The sequence below is a fragment of the Nisaea nitritireducens genome (assembly GCF_014904795.1).
Taxonomy (GTDB): Bacteria; Pseudomonadota; Alphaproteobacteria; order Thalassobaculales; family Thalassobaculaceae; genus Nisaea; species Nisaea nitritireducens.
This window is the reverse complement of record NZ_JACZFS010000073.1, coordinates 13845-33096: the sequence shown is the minus strand read 5'-3', so window position 1 is coordinate 33096 and position 19252 is coordinate 13845. Positions and strand designations below refer to the sequence as shown.

Genomic DNA, 19252 nt, shown 5'->3' with positions numbered 1-19252 from the left:
TCCCTCGTCGCGAATGATATTAGTCATTAGCATGCAAACAATATTGGTTCAAATGTCAATCGATGCCCCGTGCGTGGGAATGCCATGTTTCTGTTGATGCATGGCACGCCCTACCAGGCTGGAAGATCGGGTGCGAAACGCGCCCGCATATAGGCCGCAAGCGCATCCCGTTGGGCCGGGGTGAACTCTTCCCTGAAGGACGGCATATCGCGCAGATCGAGGTTGACCGGTGCTTCGATACCCTGATCGAGCAGGCTCCGGAATGCCTCCGGCGTTGGCGCGCGCAGGACTGCCGAGGCGGCCAGCGGAACCCGTGCGGCGGTCACTAGGTCTGGCATGGCGGGATCGTGGCAGACGGCGCAGGCGCTTTCGAAGATCCGGTGCGTCGCGTCCGGCGCCAGCGACGGCGGTGTTGCGTGCGGGGTGGCGGCGCCGGGCGGTATCAGCGAGGCGAGATAGACCGACATGGCGCGGATATCGTCGTCCGGCAGGGCCGTCATGCTGCTGACCACCTCCGCCATCGGGCCGGCGGCAGCGGCATGATCGGAGAGCCCTGTTCGCAGATAGGCGAAGAGGCTGTCTGCGGTCCAGCCGCGCGCACCGGCTTCCATGCCTTGCAGAGCGGGCGCGAACCAGCCGTCGACCATGGTGCCGGTCATCAGCGATTGTTCTGCCCCGAGCAGATTCCGGGGCGCATGGCAGGCGCCGCAATGGCCCGCCGCCTCGACCAGATACTTGCCCCGGTTCCAGATCTCGGAAGCGGATGCATCCGGCTGGAACGGCGCGGCGTCGTGATAGGCGGCGTTCCAGAGCGCCATGCCGGATCGGATATTGACCGGCGCCATCATTTGGGCGGTTGGAGTTTCGGCCTTTACCGGCTCGAGGGTTTGCAGATGGGCATAGAGCGCGAACATGTCCTCCTCGCCGATCTTGGCGAAGGACGTATAGGGGAAGGCCGGGTAGAGATGGCTTCCGTCGCGGCTGATACCCCTGCGCATGGCTCGGGAGAAAGCCTCATAGGACCAGTTGCCGAGGCCTGTGTCCGGGTCGGGGGTCAGGTTGGTGGTCCAGACGGTGCCGAACGGTGTCTCCATGGCCCGTCCGCCAGCATTTATGAGGCCGCCGTCCGCCGTATGACAGACCGCGCAATCGCCAAGGGCGAAGACTTGGCGGCCTCGCTCCAGGGTTTCGGTACTGAAGGTTCCGGGCTTGGGTGCCGGGCTTGGCTGGATCGGGGGATGCAGAGGCAGCGAGATCGCGCCGAGGGTCAGGGCACCGGCGAGGGCGCCTGCCCAGCCGAGAAGCTTGTTCCGGCGTCCATTATCGTTTGCCTCGGCTTGTCCTTGCAGGCGAAGCGGGCCGTCGGTGTTTCCGAGTGCCTTGCGCATTGCCTCCGGTGTGAAGGGCACTTCCCGCATCCGCACACCGGTGGCGTCGAAAATCGCATTCGCAATGGCAGCGGCGCTGGGCACTGCCGCGCTTTCGCCGACACCGAGCGGCGGATCTTCCGGCCGGGAGACGATCAGGGTCTGGATTTCCGGAACTTCGGGGAAGGTCTGGATCGGGTAGGTTGCCCAGCTTTTCGGCGTTGGCGTGATTTCGTCGAAAGTAACCTGCTCGGTCATCACCCGTCCGGCGGTCTGGATAACGTTGCCGTGGATCTGCTGGCGGACACCGTCCGGATTGATTGCCAGTCCCTGGTCCTGGCCGACAAACACCCGGTGCAGGGTGACGACCCCGCTTTCGAGATCGACGGAGACATCGACGACCCAGGCGGCCGATGCGGCGGCGACGCCTGGGAAGGTGCCGTGGACATAGGTTGCGAAGGCAAAGCCCTGTCCGAAGGCCATGCGGCCCTCGCGCCGGAAGCGCGGCCCGTCGTGTTTCTCCCAGCCAGCGGCTTCGGCGGTGCGCCGGACGAGGTCTGCCTCGCGCGGATCTGTCATGTGACGCAGGCGGAAGGCGACCGGGTCCTCGGATGCTTCGAAAGCCATCTCGTCGATGAAACTTTCATGCGCGAAAGTATTGGGCAGTGCCGAGACGCCACGGATATAGGCGGCGCGGACGATCGGGGCCATGTCGTGGACCGTGATCTTCTTGTGCGGCACCCGATAGGGCGGAATGCTTGTCCTGTCGCCCATGTCCGCCGGTCGCGGCTCGCCGGAAATCACGCCGGTCAGCAGCAGGGCAAGGTTAGGTCCTCGGTTCGAGGGGTACCAGGTGTCGAGCGCATAGGCGTGCAGATCGTTGCCCGCCGTCATGCCGCCCTCGACTTCCATAATCTGGGCGGCGCCTTTCGGTTCCCACAGATGTTCCTGGGCGCGGGTGAGTTGCACACGGACGGGTTTGCCGGTGGCCCGGGACAGCAACAGGGCGTCGCCACACACATCGTCGGCGCAATTGCGCCCGAAGCAACCGGCAACCTGATACCGCCGGACGTCGATTGTCTCGGCCGGTAAGTCGACCAGCATGGCAAGGTCGGCGCGCAGCAGATGCGGGCTCTGGGTGCCGGACCAGACGACCGGTGCGGCACCGTTCCAGTCCGCGACGGCACAGGATGGGCCGATGGAGCCATGTTCGTGGTAGGGCCAGACATAGGTGCGCGCGAGGGTTTTCGCGCTCTCGGCCATGCCGGTTTCGAAATCCCCGCTGCAGTCGAGCGCGCGTGGCGTGGAGGGATGCGACTTGAGGCTGTTTACCAGATCGCCCAGGTCCGGCAGGGGCGGCGGCCGGCGCCAGGTGACGTCGAGCGCCTCGGCGATGCGCTGGGCCTGCTCCGGACGCTCGGCGACGACGCCGAGAAAATCGCCGACGCGGACAACGTCTATCAGCCCGTCCATGCCGGCGACGGATGCCGGATCATAGTCGAGCAGGCTGTTGCCGATGAAATTCCCGGTATCGCGCCCGGCATAGGGCGGCCGGATGACGTGGCCGTGGACCATTCCCTCGATATCGAGGTCGTGCACATAGAGCTGCTGCCCCGTCAGCTTCTCCATCATGTCGCGGCGCGGGGCCGATGTGCCGACGATCTGGTAGTGCGCGGGATCCTTCACCGGCGTCTCAAGGTCAAGCGGCAGGGTTATTTCCTGCCCGGCGATCAGCGCGCCATAGTCACAGCGCTCCGTTTGCCAATGGACGGCGCCGTCAGTCGATGTGACCTCGTCCTCCGGTGCGTTGAGACGCAGCGCCCCGAGCCGCAATAGCTGTCGATGTGCCTGGGCTGCGGCCTTGCGTAGCGGGATGGCCGTGATCTGCATCGTCTCCGACGCAATCGTCGGGCCCTGATCCGGGACCTCCTCCGTATTGCCGAGCACGACCCGGACACGGTCGAGAGGGACATTCAGTTCTTCGGCGACGATCTGGGCAAGCGCGACCTCGATCCCCGTTCCAAGATCGACATGGCCGTTATAGGCGGTGACCTGTCCCGATGCCTCGATTCGGATGAAGGTCTCACGGACAGTGTCGGTTTGCCGGAAGATTTCGAGGGAGCCGGTGGAAGTGTCGGTCATCGGGCGTGTTCTTCGGTTTTTGCTGCCAGGTTTTCTGCGGCCGTGCGCACGGCCGCGAGGATTTCCAGATGCGTGCCGCAGCGGCAAAGGTGATGGCGGTGAGCCTGTCGGATTTCATCGTCTGTCGGGGACGGGTTGCGGGCGAGCAGAGCCACCGTATTCATGATCATGCCGTTGATGCAGTAGCCGCATTGCGCGGCTTGCTTCTCGTCGAAAGCCTGCTGTACGGGGTGCATCTCACCGGTCTCGGCATTTGGCAATCCTTCCAGGGTGGTAACGGAAGCGCCGTTTGCCTTGACCGCCCGCAGGACGCAGGCACGTGCCGGCGCGCCGTCGACCAGAACGGTGCAGGCGCCGCATTGCGCCATGCCGCAGCCGTATTTCGGCCCGTTCAATCCAAGCCGGTGGCGCAGCAGATCCAGCAGTGTCAGGTGCGTATCCACGTCAAGCGACAGGGCTTGCCCGTTCACAGTAAGTTCGATTGTACCAGCCATGATCCCCCGCCTGATTGCCGTCGATAGTCAGCGAAGTTTTGTATGTATGCAAATATATTTGAGCTCGGATCCGTCAGTTTTGCCCATTGAATGATGCCTGCTTAATTAATATGCAGGTGAACGAGAGCGCTTGCCAGACGCCGGGAAATATAGGAGGCCAGGGTCATGCTGCCGGTTCGAGCATTCACAGCTATTGTATTGTTTGAAATAGTGTAGGCGCCTTCATGGAGATCCAGGATTTATGACTGTCGACGCTACGGATGTGCCCGGGCCATATCACCTCGAAGACCAGATCGGCTTCATGCTGCGCCTTGCCAATCAGCGCCATATGGCCATTTTCACGGAAATGATGGGGGGTGAGCTGACGGCGGTGCAGTTTTCGACGCTGGTTCGGCTGTCCGAGGTCGATGGTCCGATCTCGCAAAACGCTCTCGGCCGCCTCGTCGGCATGGATGCGGCGACGACGAAGGGGGTGCTGGCGCGCCTGATGGCGAGGGACCTGGTCAAGATGGAGAAGAGCCAGACCGACAAAAGACGCTACATGCTTTCCACAACGCAGGCGGGGCGGGACCTGATCGCGAAGCTGGTGCCTGTGGCGCGCCAGATTACTGAAGAGACTCTTGCGCCACTTAATGCGAAGGAGCGCGCGAGCCTGCTTCGATTGCTCGCGAAGCTCTATTGAATTATTAAACGAAAACAGAATTTTAAATCATTTATCGGTCGAGCAGGGCGCCGGGGCCATGGACGAAATATCCACTAGTTCAGGAAATGTCGGGATGACGGATTCGGCCGTTGCTGATGGTCGGCGGAGACGCAAGCCGGGCCGGCCGAAGGACAATGGCGATCTGCGGGACGTGATTGCCGATCATGCGGAACAGGTTTTCGCCGAACACGGTTTCGCCGGCGCGCGGGTCCGCGACATTGCCGCTCGGGCCGGGGTGAATCAGGCTCTGATCAGCTACTATTTCGGATCAAAGAGGAAATTGTTCGACGATGTGTTTCGCCGCCGGGGGCGTGTCCTCGCCGGGCACCGGCATGTCAATCTCGACGCCCTGCTGGATCGCGGCGAGCAGCTGGCGGTGGAAGACATCATCCTGGCCTACCTGAAGCCTCAGTGGGACATGAAATACAGCGGGCCGGGCGGGGCCGCCTTCGTCCGGATGCAGGCCCGGCTTCATGCGGAGCCGGAAGAGGATGCCCTGCGCCTGCGTCGTGAGGTCTACGATGCCTCGCTACACCGCTACATCACGGTGCTGGCGAAGAATCTGCCGGACATTCCCGAGGACATCATCTCCATGCGCATGGCGTTTCTGGTCGGGACTTACCTCTTCATGCTGAACGATCTCGGGCGGCTGCAGGATCTGACCAGCGGGCACATCACGGATGTCGGAAAAGACCAGATGCTAAGCCATCTGGTGGCGTTTTTGTCGGCCGGTCTGCGGGCTCCGGTCTAGCGTCGGACACGGTGTTTGTGCGTCAGCTCAAATTTTTATCTTGTTATTATACAAATGATTAAATTACGCTGAATTTCATCGTTGCAGCGGAGGTTGTCATGGTGAGGAGCGAGCGGATCGGACAGACTGTCCCGCGCTCGATCGTCACGATGAGAACTGAAGGCCCGGCTTTCTTGCCGGGGTGCGCGCAGATGCCGCTCAGGCCAGGCGGCGGCACCTTTGCTTCAGGCATGTATTGAAGGGACCGGGATCTTGTACGGCTATAATCTCCATGCAAACGGCATCCTGCAGCACTTGCTTCACTACGAAGACCGTGGGGAAGGCAGCGGGCCGCAGATGCTGCTCATTCCGGGGATTACCTCGCCGGCGATCACCTGGGGGTTTGTTGCCGAACGTCTGTCGGAGCGGTTTGACGTTCACGTTCTGGATGTGCGCGGTCGCGGCCTGAGCGAGGCAGGCGATCTGGATTATTCGCTCGATGCGATGGCGGCGGACGCTGTTGCCGTCGTCAAGGCCGCGGGACTTCGGAAACCCGTTGTCCTTGGGCATTCCATGGGTGCCCGGATTGCGATCCGGGCCGCACGCGGCAATGAAAATGTGTTCGGTGGGCTCGTGCTTGTCGATCCGCCCGTTTCCGGTCCCGGCCGTCCGGCCTACCCGTCCCCCTGGCCTTGGTATGAAGACTCCATCGTAATGTCGCAGAAGGGCTGTACGGGCGAGGACATGAAAGCATTTTGCCCGACCTGGACGGAGGATCAGCTCAAGCTTCGGGCGGAGTGGCTGCGAACCTGTCAGCTTGATGCGATCCGCATTGCCTATGACGGTTTCCAGACCGACGATATCCATGGTGATCTGCCGCACCTCACGCTGCCGATGCGGCTGGTCGTTGCAGGCGATGCGCCCGTGATCACCGAAGATGACGTGACGGAAATCAAGGGGCTGGCCCCGCATATGGAGATCCGCACCGTTGCCGGTGCCGGTCACATGATCCCGTGGGACAATATGGACGGCTTCCTCGATGCCGTGATGGATTTCAATACAGAACCGGCCTGAGCCGGCAGATACGCAACAGAGTAGACACGCAACTGGACCGAACGCGGAGCACATTCCATGGATCAAGCAAGCTTTACGGAAATTTGCCTGCATCAGCTGAAGATGTCCGGCGTGCATGAGGGTGAGAAGCTGATCGTCCTGACCCAGGGAAGTGACCGGCTGGATTATGCGGATGCCTTCATGGCCGCGGGCCAGCGGCTGGGGGCGGTGATGTACCATATGCGCCTGCCGTCGCCGCTGCCGATCGGTGGCTGGAATGTTGGCATGACGGGGCTGGCCGGGATGCCGGAAGCCGTCGAGGCGCTGAAGAATTGCGACATGCTGATCGATTGCATCTTCCTGCTGTTCTCTCCGGAGCAGATGGCGATCCAGGCGTCGGGCACCCGTGTTCTGACCGCGGTGGAGCCGCCGGAGCTTCTGGCCCGCATGCTGCCCTCGACGGAGCTGCGCGAGAAGGTCGAGATCGGGGCTGAGATCCTGTCCAAGGCCAAGGTGATGCGGATCACTTCGCCGAATGGCACGGATGTCACCTACAAGCTGAATACCTATCCGACCATTGCCGAATATGCCTGCACGGATGAGCCGGGGCGGTGGGATCACTGGCCGTCCGGTTTCGTCTTCACCGGCGCGGACGATGACGGCGTTGACGGACAGATCGTCGTGGCGCCGGGCGACATCCTGCTGCCGCAGAACATGTATGTGCGGGAAGAGCCGATCGTCTACACGATCGAAAAAGGCTGGGTTCAGGACATCCGGGGCGGGCTCGATGCGGAGCTGGTGATCTCCTACATGGAGGATTTCAACGACGAGCGTGGCAAGGGCATGAGCCATGTCGGCTGGGGGATGAACCCGAACGCCAAATGGCATGGCATGACCCCGGGCGCGTTCCCGGGCGGCATGGGTATGGAGCCGCGCAGCTTCTACGGCAACGTGATGTTCTCCACCGGTCCGAACAACGAGCTGGGCGGGCCGAACGACACGCCCTGTCACCTCGATATTCCGATGCGGAACTGCTCTCTGTTCCTGGACGACGTACCGATCGTGGTGGATGGGGATATTGTTGTCGACGAGATGAAGATGGATCGTGGCTGATTGGCCGGCTCTTCCGGGGAGGGCATGAACTGATGTCTCAGGAACAGGTGTATCAGGCCGCCGGTTTCGGAAATTCCGTGCCGCGCGGAGTGCGCCCAGCGATCCTTGTGGTCGATTTCAGCTATGGCTTCACCGATGTGCGCTATCCGACGGCGTCGGACATGGCGGAAGAAGTCGCCCGGACCAAACGACTGGCGGACCTGGCACGTGCGGGCGGCTTTCCGGTGATTTTCACGACAATCGCCTATCAGCCGGGAGAGCTGGAACACACCGCCTGGCTGCGCAAGGCGCGCGGTATGACAGCGCTCCTGGAAGGATCGCGGCTTGTCGAGATCGACGCAGGCACGGGCATCCAGCCCAGTGATCCGCTGATCGTCAAGAAAGGTGCTTCCGCCTTCTACGGCACATCTCTCGCCGCTTTGCTGACCGGGGCCGGTGTGGACACGCTCGTGGTTGCGGGGGCGACGACATCCGGATGCGTGCGGGCGACGGTGGTGGATGCTGTACAGTCCGGGTTCAACGTCCTTGTCGCGGCAGATTGCTGCGCGGACCGGGCCGCCGCGCCACATGAAGCGAACCTCTACGACATGGGCCAGAAATATGCCGATGTAACCGATGCCGAGGACATTGCCGGCTGGATCGAGGGATTGCTCCCTGTTCCGGCTGCCACGCAAGCCGGCTGATGAAGGAGTTGGGCTACACAAGGTGATGTGACTGGAATTCCGGAAGCCGGCGCTGCCGCCAAGGATGGGCGGAGAAGCGATGGTTTCCCAATAAAACATGCAGGGACTGAAGCGCCTTTGAACCAATAAAAATCCGGCACGGGCGGCCGGGAAAAACAAGATCTACCCCACGGGAATGGCTTAAATCGGGAGACTGGATAAGATGGATACTATCGGTACCAAAAAGACTTTTACCCTGCCGCGGCGCTCGCTGCTCAAGGGTATGGCTATGTCTGGTGCGGCGCTTGCCGCTCCGGGAATCATTGGCCGCGCGGTGGCGCAGTCCGGCGACGTGATCAAGCTGGGCGCACCTTTTCACCGGACCGGCATCGGCGCTGCCTATGGCCGCTGGTACGAGCGGACCGCGCTTGCGGCGGTGAAACTGATCAACGAGCAGGGCGGCATCAATGGCTTGCCGGTCGAGCTGATCATCGAGGATGACGGCACAGACCCGAAGCGCGGTGTTGAGGCGGTTGAGAAATTCAGTGCCGAGCACAAGGTCGATGCGATCTTCGGTCACCTGTTTTCGCATGTCTCGGCTGCCAGTGCGCCGCGCGCCGGCGAGCTGAAGATGCCGTATTTCCTCTGCTCCGAAGCCCACTCGCTCGCGGCGGGTGCCTTCAACCGGTATGTCTTCCAGCCGTCGATCAGCGACGTGAAGAGCCAGGTCAGCTCGATGGCGCCGTGGATCACCGACAATCTCGGCAAGAAGGTGACGATGATCTATCCGGACTATGCTTTCGGATACGATCACCGGGACAACCTGACAGCGGCGATCAAGGCGCAGGGCGGTGAAATCGTCGGCGATATCGCAATTCCGCCGACCGAAACCTCCTACACCCGCTATCTGCCGCGGATTCCGCTCAACACGGAGGTGATCTACCACGTGCTGGTCGGCCCGGGCGTGCTCACCTTCGTCAAGGAGCTGGGCGAGCATCTCGGCTCCCAGCGTCCGGAAATCTTCGGCTTCATCGACTCCCTTGAAGCGGTGTCCTTCGATATCCCGCAGCTTGCTTACCTTGAAGGCACACACTTCTGGGAAGCCATGCCGCGCTATGCCCAGCCGAACCAGACGTCGTTCGACAAATTCTATCGCGAAAAGGTCGGCGTGGATGCCAATGGCGCGAGCGTCGACGATGCCAAAAGCGTCGCGACCTTCTCTCACATGTTCTCCGTCTGGGAGACGCTTTTCGCCATGAAGAAGGCGATGGAGATGGCCGACTACAAGGGGCCGAAGCAGAAGATCGCCATGCTGGAAGCGATGGAAAGCATCACCGGATTCGAGGAAAGCAACGAGTTCCCGCAGGGCCGGAAAATCTTCAATGGCAAGATGCACCAGTCTTTTGCCCAGCAGAACATCTCCAAGGTGGTCGACGGCAAACTGAAGGTGGTCCACACGGTATCGCCCGAAGACACGCTGTATCCGGACGAAGCCGACTACACGAAGATGTCCTTCTGATCCTGCACGATAACCGGCGGGCGCCGAGACGATCGGCGCCCGCTGTTCTTCATTGAAAACTGATACCGTGGCGACGGCGGCTCACCGCTATTCGCATGCGGCGAAGGCGCAAACAACTCAATGGATATTGTTCCTTATCTCTTGCTGGCGACGCTGGAAGGGCTCGTGCAGGCATCCGTGCTGATGCTGACGGCGCTCGGGTTGTCGCTGGTTTTCGGCGTGATGCGCGTGGTGAACGTGTCGCACGGCGAGTTCTTCATGCTCGGCGCGGTCGCGGCCTGGGTCTGTGCGAACCTGATTCCGGGGCCGCCTTACGTTCCCTTTATCGCCGCCTTGCTGATTGCGCCCGTGTTCGTCGGCGCTCTGGCCTGGGCCGCCGACTGGGCCATCCTGAAGCGGATCAATTACAATCCGGAGGCGACCATCGTCTCGACGATCGGCCTGATGTACATCATCCAGCAGATGACGCTGATCACGTTCGGGCCAGACGCGCAGGCCGTGGAAGCGCCGTTCTATCACACGGTCCGGTTCCCCTGGTTCGGCTATTCCGGCTACAAGTTTTTCATCATTGCTGTCGCCATCGTCCTTGTCGGCGGGCTGCTTTACCTGCTGCGTCACTCGAAGGTCGGCCTCTACATGCGGGCGACCCAGTTCGATAAGGAGACCGCGCAGAACTTCGGCATTCCCGTAACCAAGGTCTATTCCGGCGTGTTCGCGGTCGGTGCAATGCTGGCCGCTATCGGCGGTGTCCTGGTGGTGCCGAGCCAGCAGGCGCATTACCTGATGGGCCATGATCCGCTGCTACTGTCCTTTGTCGTCGTCATCGTTGGTGGGCTTGGCTCGATCCCCGGGACGATTGCGGCAGCGATCCTGATTGGCATGTCCGACGGGCTGCTCTCCGTCTTCTTCTCGCCGACCCTCGCCAAGATCTTCTCGACGTTGCTTGTGGCGCTTGTGCTGGTGTTCAGGCCGCAGGGTCTGTTCGGAAAGGCGGGCCGGTGATGTCTATTCACAACAAGAAGCTTTTCCTGCTCTGTCTCGCGACACTGGCGGGTCTGTTCGTCCTGCAGTTCCTGCTCTCGGACTATCTGGTCCTGGCGTTCACGCGGATCCTGATCCTGGCGGTCTTCGCCATGGGGTACAACGTCCTGATGGGCTATACCGGCCTCGTCAGTCTCGGCCACGCGATGTTCTTCGGCGCTGGCGTCTATGGAGCGGGTCTGTCGAGTTACTATCTCGGGGTGTCCCTTCCCGTTGCCTTTCTGGCCGGCATCCTTGCCGCCATCGCGCTGTCTTTCCTGATCGGTCTGCTCGCGCTCAGGACACAGACGGTTTCCTTCATGATCGTCACCCTGATGTTCAGCCAGGCGGCGTTTCTGCTGATCCTGTATTTCTCCGAATTCACCGGTGGTGATCAGGGCCTGACCCTGCCCACCTCTGCGCGGAGCTTCTCCCTGTTCGGGCTGGAGGTCGACATGACCTCCGACGTCGCGCGCTACAATCTGGCACTCACCGTGTTCGGCGTGGTCCTGCTGGGGTTGTTCGCCTTCACGCAGGGGCCGGTGGGACGCCTGCTCGTCGCGGTGCGGGAGAACGAGGACCGGACAAGGATGCTCGGTTTCGATACGTACGCGATCAAGCTGTTGGCCTTTACCGTGTCCGGCGGCATCTCGGGTGTGGCCGGTGCGCTCTACGGATTGATGTTCGGCTATATCGGCTCGGCCTTCGCGGAATTCAAAATCTCCATCGAGGCGCTGCTGTTCACACTGGTCGGCGGGCCGGGAACCCTGCTCGGGCCGCTCGTCGGCACGGGACTGATGACCCTGCTTATCGACCGCCTCAGCGGCGTGACGACAGCCTATCTGATCGTGATCGGCGCCCTGCTGATCGTGGTCACGCTGTGGTTCCCCACAGGCATTCTCGGAACCCTTCGCGACAGGTGGCTGCCATGGCTGAAGTAGTGTTGCTCAAGACCAAGGGCCTCACCCGGCATTTTGGCGGCCTGAAGGCGGTCGAGAATGTGGACTTCCAGATCAAGGAAGGGGAGATCCGCGCCATCATCGGGCCGAACGGGGCCGGCAAGTCGACCTTCGTCAACCTGCTGTCGGGCCGGATCAAGTCGACCTCGGGGAGTGTGGAGTTCGCCGGGGAGGATATCAGCCGCATGCCGGCGCACAAACGGGTGCGCAAGGGCATCGCCTATACTTTCCAGATCACGAATATCTACGGCTCCATGTCTGTGCTGGAGAATATTTGCGTCGCCGTTCACAACCGGCTGCGCCCCAGCCTGCTCAGCCGTAACCACGTGAGCGAAGACGATATCGAGGCGGAAGCCGCCGAGGCGGCGAAAACCGTCGGGCTGGGAGATCGCCTGGAGGAGGTCGCCGGGACCCTGGCCTACGGGCACCAGCGTCTTCTCGAGGTCGCCATGGGGCTCGCGCTGCAGCCAAAACTGCTGATCCTCGACGAGCCGACGCAGGGGCTTTCGGACTCCGAGATCGCGAATTTCAAGGAGGTTGTCCGGGAAGTGAACAAGACGACCACAGTCCTTCTGATCGAACACAATATGGATGTGGTCATGACGCTGGCCGAGCAGATCACGGTGATGGAGCGCGGGACAGTCCTTGCCGAGGGGACACCGGACGCCATCATGAACAATGCCGCCGTTCAGGCAGCCTATCTGGGAGCGAGCGCATGAGTGTGATGCGGGTCGAGGGCTATAACGCCTTCTACGGGCGCAGCCAGGCGCTGCGGGACTTCAGTATCGAACTGCGTGGTGGCGAGGTTCTGTGCCTTCTCGGGCGCAATGGCGCCGGCAAGACGACTGCGCTGAAAGCAATCATGGGCACGGTAAAGCCCGCTTCCGGCGCACTCTGGCTGGACGATGTGAACCTGTTCGGCAGACCAGCCGAGGAAATCCCCAGAGCGGGCATTGGCTACGTGCCCCAGGGGCGGCGGTTGTTCTCGGAGCTGACGGTCTGGGAAAACCTGGAAATCGGCCTGCTTACGCGCGAGCAGGGACGGGAGGGCCTCGACTACGCACTGGAGCTCTTCCCGGTTCTGAAAGAGCGTATGAAACAGCGCTCGGGGACCTTGTCGGGTGGCGAGCAGACCATGCTCGCCATGGCGCGGGCCATGTGCATCACCCCGTCGGTGATCATGCTGGACGAGCCGACCGAGGGGCTTATGCCGTCTGCCATTGCGGGTATCCGCGATGCGGTGATGAAGCTCCGAGATTCCGGTGTCGCTGTGCTTCTGGTGGAGCAGCGTGTCGATGCCGTGCTGCCGATCGCGGATCGCGTGGCCTTCATGGATCACGGAGAGATCAAGGCCGAGTTCCCGATTGACGAAGTACGGGAAAATACCGCGCTGTTGCATCAGTATGTGGGGGTTGGTCATTAGGCGCGGAGACGGTTGTCAAACAGACTGACCGTCCGAGCGCGTCCATCCTTACCGGAGCCGGGAGAATTACATGCCGTCTTGCCTGTCGCCGTTGGGACGGCGCGCTGTCCTGCTCCCGGCCGCTCTCATTGTCCTCCTACTTGTTCCCGCCGTTGCCATTGCCCATGAGGCAGCTGGCGGCCTGATCCTGCTGCTTCCGAGGGATTTCTACACGATGGGGGCGACCCTCGCGGTCGCCGCGTCTTTCATTCTGCTTGCGGTGGTTCCCCAGAAACCCTTTCACCGTATCGCGACCGCCACGCTTTCCCTTTTTCGCATGCCGGAGGGCGGTGGCCGCTCTCTGTCCCTTGCCTCGACGGCCCTGGTCCTGGTGCTGCTGATCGCCGGTCTGACCGGTGCGCACGATCCCTTGCGGAACCCGCTGCCACTTGTTCTCTGGAGCATCGGATGGATCAGCATGACTCTGGCCTGTGCCTTTTTCGGCAACCTCTGGGCCGTGCTGAACCCCTGGACTGGCCTCGTCGATATCGTCCGGAGTCATTTCCCGCCACGTATGACCTTGCCTGCCCGCCTCGGCTATCTGCTGGCGGTCTCGCAGTTTCTCATTTTCATCTGGGTCGACCTGATATCTCCGCACAGCATGGACCCGGACCGGCTCGTGCTGCATCTGTCCCTGTTCTGGGGTTTCAACTTCGCCGGCATGGTGCTGTTTGGAAAAGAAGACTGGTGTGCCCGCGCCGAGCCGCTGCACGTCTATTTCCGTCTGGTGAGCGCCATCGCGCCGTTGGGAGCCGGAAGGGAAGGGCGGGCCCGCCTTGGTTTTCCCGGAGTGCATGCGATTACCCTGCCGTCCTTGTCGCAAAGCGGCGTGGCCTTTGTGCTGCTGTCGCTCGCGGCGGGAACTTTCGACGGCTGGTCCACGACCTTCCGCTGGATGGGGATCCTCGGTTTCAACCCGCTGAACTATCCGGGCCGCTCTGCGGTGATGTGGCAGAACACGCTCGGCCTGCTGGCAGCGTGGGCGCTTGTCTGGATTCTCTATCATGCCTGCGTCCGTATCGGTGCCCGCCTGGCCGGAGCGCGGGATGCGGAGCAGGAGTTGGTTGGACGTCTGGTCTATTCGATCCTGCCGATTTCCGTCGCCTATCACGGCTCCCATTTCCTGACCCGACTTCTGGTCGACTACCAGTATGTCTATCAGGTGATTTCCGATCCTTTTGGACTGGGCTGGGATCTGTTCGGCACCGCGCATTACCACACGACCACCTCATTCTTCAGCCGTCCGGAGAGTGTGTTCGTTCTCTGGAACATCCAGACGGCGATCATCACCATCGGCCATGTCATTGGCATCTGCATGGCCCACACGATCGCGCTGGATCGTCTGGGTTCCGGCCGCAAGGCGGTGGTTAGCCAGACCCTCTTGGCGCTCTTCATGGTGGGCTACACGGCGATGGGGCTTTGGTTGTTGGGTGCGCCCCGCATATAGGTACTGAGCGGTCTGCGCTCGTTACGCCTTCTTCTTACACAGCAGAACGATCATCAGTATCGGCCCGCCGATCAGTGCACTCAAAAGGCCTGCGGGGAGTTGCCAGGGGAAATAAATGGTACGGCCGAGGAAATCCGCCGCGACCATCAGCGATGCCCCGATCATTGCTGCGCCGGCGATTTGCGGGAAGCATCGTTGCAGGCCTGCATGCCGGGCAATTTGCGGGGCGATCAGTCCGATGAAACTGAGCGCTCCGATGCCGAGAGACGAGACCGCGGTTAGCAGGCCGGCGAGTGTCAGGGCAATGAGCTGAATGCGTTCTACGCGTGCGCCAGCCGCGCGCGCGAGGTCACTTCCCACGGAAAGCAGGTCTATCTGCCGTGCCAGCAATGGCAGGCCCGGCAGGATCACAAGGGTTACGCCCATCAGGATGGCGGCGCTCGTCATGTCGGCCGTGTAGGTGGATCCGGCCATCCAGGTCAGCAGGAGAAGGGCGCGGGGGTCTCCCGTTGCGGTCACGACCGAGAGCAGCGCGAACAGGAAAGTGGCAAGCGCAACGCCGGCCATCAGGGCCCGGTTGCCGGAGAGCGAGGACTTGCGGATGCTGAAGATCAGCAACCCGAGAGCCGTGAGTGCACCAATTGCGGCACCGGAGGTGAGAGCGAAATGGCCGGGCGCGGTAACGCAGAGCAGGACGACAAGCAGCCCCATGCCGGCGCCCGCATTCACGCCGAGGACTTCCGGGCTGGCCATCGGATTGCGTAACAGTCGTTGCAGGATAACCCCGGCAATGGATAGCAGTGCTCCCGCCGCTGCGGCGGCTATGGAGCGCGGCAGGCGCCAGACCAGCAGCGGGTCCAGTGACGCTCCGAGATCCAGTACCCAGTGTCCGCTTTCGTCGCGGCCGATGAAGGTTGCGATTAGGAACAGACAGAGCAGCAGGATGCAGACAGGACCGAGGACCCGCACGAGAGGGCGCCGGGCCAGGGAGAGCACAGCCGCTCCCGTGGCCGCTCCCGGCGAGACCGGCAGCTTGCGGATCAGCAGGAACAGCACGGGTGCCCCAAGCACGGCCGTCACGGCGCCGGCAGGAAGAAACATTCCCGCCACCTTGGACAGCATTTGCAGGGACTGGTCCGTCGCCGTCAGCAGACAGGCGCCAACCAGTGAGGCAAGGAACAGACGGCTCCGGAATGACCGGGCTCCAACCGCCCGGGCGATGGCAGGGGCGGCGAGGCCCAGGAAGCCGATGACACCGACGGCACTGACGGTGAAAGCGGTGAGGGCAACGGCGATGCCGAGCCCGGCGGCACGGATGGCCGCGATGCGCAGACCGAGTCCGCGCGCCGTCTCGTCCAGCTGCAGGGCCGTCATCGGCCGGACAAGCAGACCAGCCGCAAGCGCGCAGATGGCTACGCGGGGCAGCAGGTCCCGGAACGGGCGCCAGTCCTGCTGGCTGAGAGAGCCGCTTCCCCAGATGAACATGCCGGAGAGCTGGTAGTCATTGAGCAAGATGAAGGTGGAGGACAGGGCGCTGAGGTAGAAGCCGACAATCAATCCGGACAGAACGACGGCGATCGGTCGGAAGGCGAATTTTCGCGACAGGAAAAATACGATGCCAGAGGCAAAAACCGCCCCTGCCAGGGAAACCAGATCCCGGCTCCAGCCGAGCAATGCCGGCAGGAACAGGATCGCCAGCGCGATGGCCAACCCGGACCCGGCTTCAACGCCGAGAGTCGAGGGCGAGGCAAGAGGGTTGCGCAGGACCTGCTGGAACAGTGCCCCCGCCATCCCGAGGGCGGCTCCGCACAAGGGCGCCATGGCCAGACGCGGCAGCAGACTGAAGCGCATCAAGACTGCATCGATATCCTGCGGTGCGGGCGTTCCGGTGAGACGTGCAATGCCAAGATCCGTCACGCTCGGCCCAAGGTTGCTCGCAATGGCGATGAGCGCCAGTGTCGCAAACAGCACGGCCCAAAGCTGGATCTGACGGGACTCGCTAAGCATGGCCAAGCTCAAGCTCCGTCAGCAGCCGGGTCATGCGGGTCGCTGCGGGCAGGGTGCCGAAGGCCAGCACGTTTGGAAAACGCCGAACTCTGCCAGCCTGGACGAAAGGAAGGTTTTGCCAGAGCGGGCTTCCCGCGAGCAGCGCCTCGACATCCGGCGGCACGGGATCGAACACCAGAACCCATGCGTCCCCGATATCGACCAGACGCTCGATCCCGGCGGTGGCGAATCCCCAGCCGTTGGTCATTTCAGGCCAGCCATTTTGCAGATCGAGCCGGTCGAGCACATCCTGAATGATGCAGTTGGGGCCATAGATCCGGACATGCCGCGTGTCGATGAAATGCAGAAAGACAAGCGGGTGCGTTCTGAGCCGCGTGAGTTTGGGGCGTGATGCCTCGAACAGACGTTCCGTCGCCGCGATCAGCTCTTTGGCCGCCGCTTCCCGTCCGGACAATTCACCCAGCCTGCGCGTTGCCGCCAGAATGTTGGGATAGGGCGAGGTGCCAAGCGCATGAATCGGGAAGGATTCGACCGGCGCAATGCGCTCAAGCTGATGCCGGACATTTTCAAGATAGGGCGTCGACAGAATCAGATCCGGTTGCAGGCGCTGCAGCAGCTCAAGGTTCATTTCCTGTGCGGTGCCGAGGTTGACCACGTCCTTCGGCAGAGCAGGCTCGATGGTCCACACATCCCAGTTCGGGATCTGAGCGACGCCGGACAGGTCCGCGCCGATTGCAACCAGGGTCTGCACAAGCCCGTGATCCGGTGTGACAAACCGGGGATCTTGCGGCAGCCCGGTTGAGGCCTTTGCACTGAAGGGCGCGAGGGCTCCCGCCAGGGCGAAGCTGGTGAAGGCGCGGCGGGAGATCTCCCGTGGCTTACCGGACATAGCTGATTGCCTGTCCGGTATCCGGATGCGGGAAGATACCGAGCGGAACCCCGAACAACTCCCGGAGGCGGTCCGGCTGCATCAGGTCGGCGGGCTTCTCGAATGCGGACAGGTTTCCGCTGGAGAGCACGATGATGCGATCGCAATAGCGGGCGGCGATGTTGAGATCGTGCAGGATGACGATCACGGAGCGGCCATGCTTGCGGCTCAGGCCGGAGACGAGATCCATGATTTCGTATTGCTGTGAGATATCGAGGGCGGAGATCGGCTCGTCGAGCAGCAGGCAGCGCGCATCCTGGGCAACAAGCATGGCGAGGAAGGCTCTCTGCCGCTCCCCGCCGGAAAGACTGTCGACGAAGCGGCCGGCAAACCGCGCGGTATCGGTCGCGACGAGCGCCTTTTCGCAGATCTCCTCATCCGCCCTGCTGGTTCGCCCGAACGGCCCATGCCAGGGATAGCGGCCCAGCGCGACCAGCTCCCGGACGGTCAGGCCGTCCGTGTCCGCGTTCTGTTGCGGCAGATAGGAAAGCCGGCGGGCAAGCTCCCGTGGCGCGTAATCGCCAAGCGGCCGTCCCTCGAACAGGGCATGGCCGCTGCCGGGCGCGATCTGCCGCGCGAGAATTTTCATCAGGGTCGACTTGCCGGACCCGTTATGTCCGAGCAGGCCGATCACGCAGCCTGCGGGCAAGTCGAGCGTCAGCGGATGCAGGACGGGTTGGCCGTCATAGGCACAGCCGACGTGCTGGAGAGAGAAGAGCGGAGAGGTGGTCATTTCATGCGTTGTCCCGCAGCCCAGTCGAAAGCGGTCTGCACAGCCCGGTTCACGGCCACGGGTAATACGGACATGTGGTTTTCACCGGCGAAGAGCTCGAAGCTGGCGGCGCCGCTGCGTCCGGTCCGCTCAACGATTTCGGCAGCGAGTTCCTCGGCAAGGCCGACCGTCCGGATCTTGCGGCGGTGGGAGAGACGCTGTTCCTCGTCCTCCCGGCCAATCTCGAAAGGCGCAGGCACGTCGCTTTCATATGCCCCGGCGGAAAGAAGAACCCGCCCGGTGAGCTTGCCCCACGCGGCCTCATCCATCCGGTCCAGGCAGGTGCGGACAATCCCGTCTTCCCAGTAAATCGCCGGGCTGGCCGCGACCCAGTTCCGGAATGCGTCCGGGTGTTGGGAAAGCGCATAAAGAGCGAAAAGGCCACCGAAGGAATGGCCGAACAAGGTCTGTGAAGCTCTGTCGATGGGATAGTGCTGTTCCAGCCATGGCCGAATGGTCTGCAGCAGAAAGTCGAGGAATTGATCCGCCCCGCCGGTTCGCACGACCGGTGTGTTCTCGAAGAAGGGGGGATATTCGGCGCCGGGAGGCGGGCTGAGATCCCAGGACCGCCGGAGAGGGTCGTAGGCGTCGTCCGTCGGGTATCCGATCGCGACGATCATGCCTTGGCAGACATTCGTTCCCTTGGGGTAGCTCGCCTGCGCGCGCAGGGCATCGGCTGCCGTGGCGATGACGGCATTGCCATCGGTCATGTAAAGCACGGGCCAGCCATCTGCCGGCGGCTCTCCGTCCGGGACATGCACGAAGATCCGGTAGAGAGCGCCGCTCCCGCGGAAGTCCATGCAGGGGAGGTCAAAATAGCTGGTGCCCGGCAGCGAGGCCGGGCACCCATTCTTCAGATCGAACCTCAAGTTTC

Annotated in this window: 17 protein-coding genes; 11 read left to right on the top strand and 6 right to left on the bottom strand. The window is 62.4% G+C overall.

Annotated elements, in window-relative coordinates:
* Positions 1-110 precede the first annotated feature (110 nt).
* Together IG629_RS21210 and IG629_RS21205 are read right to left on the bottom strand one after the other, a co-directional pair.
* Positions 111-3509 (bottom strand): molybdopterin cofactor-binding domain-containing protein, encoded by a 3399-nt coding sequence (locus IG629_RS21210; protein WP_193173908.1) that lies wholly within the window; start codon positions 3507-3509, stop codon positions 111-113.
* Positions 3506-4003 carry a (2Fe-2S)-binding protein gene (locus IG629_RS21205; protein ID WP_193173907.1) on the bottom strand — a complete coding sequence of 166 codons (498 nt, stop codon included), beginning with the start codon at positions 4001-4003 and terminating at the stop codon, positions 3506-3508. The genes IG629_RS21210 and IG629_RS21205 overlap by 4 nt, the downstream gene beginning before the upstream one ends.
* 241 nt (positions 4004-4244) lie before the next feature.
* Between IG629_RS21205 and IG629_RS21200 the strand changes: the two genes are divergently transcribed.
* The 11 genes from IG629_RS21200 to IG629_RS21150 all read left to right on the top strand — a co-directional run bounded on the left by IG629_RS21200 (position 4245) and on the right by IG629_RS21150 (position 14671).
* Entirely contained in the window at positions 4245-4685 is a 441-nt protein-coding gene (locus IG629_RS21200) for a MarR family winged helix-turn-helix transcriptional regulator (protein WP_193173906.1), read from the top strand.
* 94 nt (positions 4686-4779) lie between these two features.
* Positions 4780-5457: a TetR/AcrR family transcriptional regulator gene (locus tag IG629_RS21195; protein WP_193173905.1), complete on the top strand. Its 678-nt coding sequence runs from the start codon at positions 4780-4782 to the stop codon at positions 5455-5457.
* Between the two features lie 252 nt (positions 5458-5709).
* Entirely contained in the window at positions 5710-6510 is an 801-nt protein-coding gene (locus IG629_RS21190; RefSeq protein ID WP_226887001.1) for an alpha/beta fold hydrolase, read from the top strand.
* Positions 6511-6567: 57 nt separating this feature from the next.
* Positions 6568-7602: a M29 family metallopeptidase gene (locus tag IG629_RS21185; protein ID WP_193173904.1), complete on the top strand. Its 1035-nt coding sequence runs from the start codon at positions 6568-6570 to the stop codon at positions 7600-7602.
* A gap of 32 nt (positions 7603-7634) precedes the next feature.
* Positions 7635-8285: an isochorismatase family protein gene (locus IG629_RS21180; protein WP_193173903.1), complete on the top strand. Its 651-nt coding sequence runs from the start codon at positions 7635-7637 to the stop codon at positions 8283-8285.
* A 202-nt stretch (positions 8286-8487) separates the two neighbouring features.
* Entirely contained in the window at positions 8488-9783 is a 1296-nt protein-coding gene (locus IG629_RS21175; RefSeq protein ID WP_193173902.1) for an ABC transporter substrate-binding protein, read from the top strand.
* 120 nt (positions 9784-9903) lie between these two features.
* The gene (locus tag IG629_RS21170; protein ID WP_193173901.1) at positions 9904-10785 is read left to right on the top strand and encodes a branched-chain amino acid ABC transporter permease; all 882 of its coding nucleotides are present in this window, start codon (positions 9904-9906) and stop codon (positions 10783-10785) included.
* Positions 10785-11744, top strand: a complete 960-nt coding sequence (locus tag IG629_RS21165) for a branched-chain amino acid ABC transporter permease (RefSeq protein WP_193173900.1) — start codon at positions 10785-10787, stop codon at positions 11742-11744. Before IG629_RS21170 ends, IG629_RS21165 begins: the two co-directional genes overlap by 1 nt.
* Positions 11732-12481, top strand: a complete 750-nt coding sequence (locus tag IG629_RS21160) for an ABC transporter ATP-binding protein (protein ID WP_193173899.1) — start codon at positions 11732-11734, stop codon at positions 12479-12481. Before IG629_RS21165 ends, IG629_RS21160 begins: the two co-directional genes overlap by 13 nt.
* Entirely contained in the window at positions 12478-13185 is a 708-nt protein-coding gene (locus IG629_RS21155) for an ABC transporter ATP-binding protein (RefSeq protein WP_193173898.1), read from the top strand. Before IG629_RS21160 ends, IG629_RS21155 begins: the two co-directional genes overlap by 4 nt.
* A gap of 70 nt (positions 13186-13255) precedes the next feature.
* Positions 13256-14671: a hypothetical protein gene (locus IG629_RS21150; RefSeq protein ID WP_193173897.1), complete on the top strand. Its 1416-nt coding sequence runs from the start codon at positions 13256-13258 to the stop codon at positions 14669-14671.
* Positions 14672-14692: 21 nt separating this feature from the next.
* Here IG629_RS21150 and fhuB read toward each other — a convergent pair whose 3' ends face one another.
* From fhuB to IG629_RS21130, 4 genes are read right to left on the bottom strand one after another with little or no spacing between them, the layout of a single operon-like run.
* A complete protein-coding gene (fhuB, locus tag IG629_RS21145) occupies positions 14693-16678 on the bottom strand; it encodes a Fe(3+)-hydroxamate ABC transporter permease FhuB (RefSeq protein ID WP_193173896.1) in 1986 nt (661 codons plus the stop codon).
* Positions 16671-17567, bottom strand: coding sequence for an ABC transporter substrate-binding protein (locus IG629_RS21140; protein WP_193173895.1), 897 nt, complete (start codon positions 17565-17567; stop codon positions 16671-16673). Before IG629_RS21140 ends, fhuB begins: the two co-directional genes overlap by 8 nt.
* Positions 17557-18339: an ABC transporter ATP-binding protein gene (locus tag IG629_RS21135; protein WP_193173894.1), complete on the bottom strand. Its 783-nt coding sequence runs from the start codon at positions 18337-18339 to the stop codon at positions 17557-17559. Before IG629_RS21135 ends, IG629_RS21140 begins: the two co-directional genes overlap by 11 nt.
* Positions 18336-19178, bottom strand: coding sequence for an alpha/beta hydrolase (locus IG629_RS21130; protein WP_193173893.1), 843 nt, complete (start codon positions 19176-19178; stop codon positions 18336-18338). The genes IG629_RS21135 and IG629_RS21130 overlap by 4 nt, the downstream gene beginning before the upstream one ends.
* Between the last annotated feature and the right edge of the window lie 74 nt (positions 19179-19252).

Bases quoted from the DNA above. Each gene is read 5' to 3' on its own strand.
- IG629_RS21180 (WP_193173903.1), top strand. From the start codon at position 7,635: ATGTCTCAGGAACAGGTGTATCAGGCCGCCGGTTTCGGAAATTCCGTG.
- IG629_RS21155 (WP_193173898.1), top strand. From the start codon at position 12,478: ATGAGTGTGATGCGGGTCGAGGGCTATAACGCCTTCTACGGGCGCAGC.
- IG629_RS21160 (WP_193173899.1), top strand. From the start codon at position 11,732: ATGGCTGAAGTAGTGTTGCTCAAGACCAAGGGCCTCACCCGGCATTTT.
- IG629_RS21165 (WP_193173900.1), top strand. From the start codon at position 10,785: ATGTCTATTCACAACAAGAAGCTTTTCCTGCTCTGTCTCGCGACACTG.
- fhuB (WP_193173896.1), bottom strand. From the start codon at position 16,678: ATGCTTAGCGAGTCCCGTCAGATCCAGCTTTGGGCCGTGCTGTTTGCG.
- IG629_RS21150 (WP_193173897.1), top strand. From the start codon at position 13,256: ATGCCGTCTTGCCTGTCGCCGTTGGGACGGCGCGCTGTCCTGCTCCCG.
- IG629_RS21195 (WP_193173905.1), top strand. From the start codon at position 4,780: ATGACGGATTCGGCCGTTGCTGATGGTCGGCGGAGACGCAAGCCGGGC.
- IG629_RS21205 (WP_193173907.1), bottom strand. From the start codon at position 4,003: ATGGCTGGTACAATCGAACTTACTGTGAACGGGCAAGCCCTGTCGCTT.
- IG629_RS21135 (WP_193173894.1), bottom strand. From the start codon at position 18,339: ATGACCACCTCTCCGCTCTTCTCTCTCCAGCACGTCGGCTGTGCCTAT.
- IG629_RS21170 (WP_193173901.1), top strand. From the start codon at position 9,904: ATGGATATTGTTCCTTATCTCTTGCTGGCGACGCTGGAAGGGCTCGTG.
- IG629_RS21130 (WP_193173893.1), bottom strand. From the start codon at position 19,178: ATGGACTTCCGCGGGAGCGGCGCTCTCTACCGGATCTTCGTGCATGTC.
- IG629_RS21140 (WP_193173895.1), bottom strand. From the start codon at position 17,567: ATGTCCGGTAAGCCACGGGAGATCTCCCGCCGCGCCTTCACCAGCTTC.
- IG629_RS21185 (WP_193173904.1), top strand. From the start codon at position 6,568: ATGGATCAAGCAAGCTTTACGGAAATTTGCCTGCATCAGCTGAAGATG.
- IG629_RS21175 (WP_193173902.1), top strand. From the start codon at position 8,488: ATGGATACTATCGGTACCAAAAAGACTTTTACCCTGCCGCGGCGCTCG.
- IG629_RS21200 (WP_193173906.1), top strand. From the start codon at position 4,245: ATGACTGTCGACGCTACGGATGTGCCCGGGCCATATCACCTCGAAGAC.
- IG629_RS21210 (WP_193173908.1), bottom strand. From the start codon at position 3,509: ATGACCGACACTTCCACCGGCTCCCTCGAAATCTTCCGGCAAACCGAC.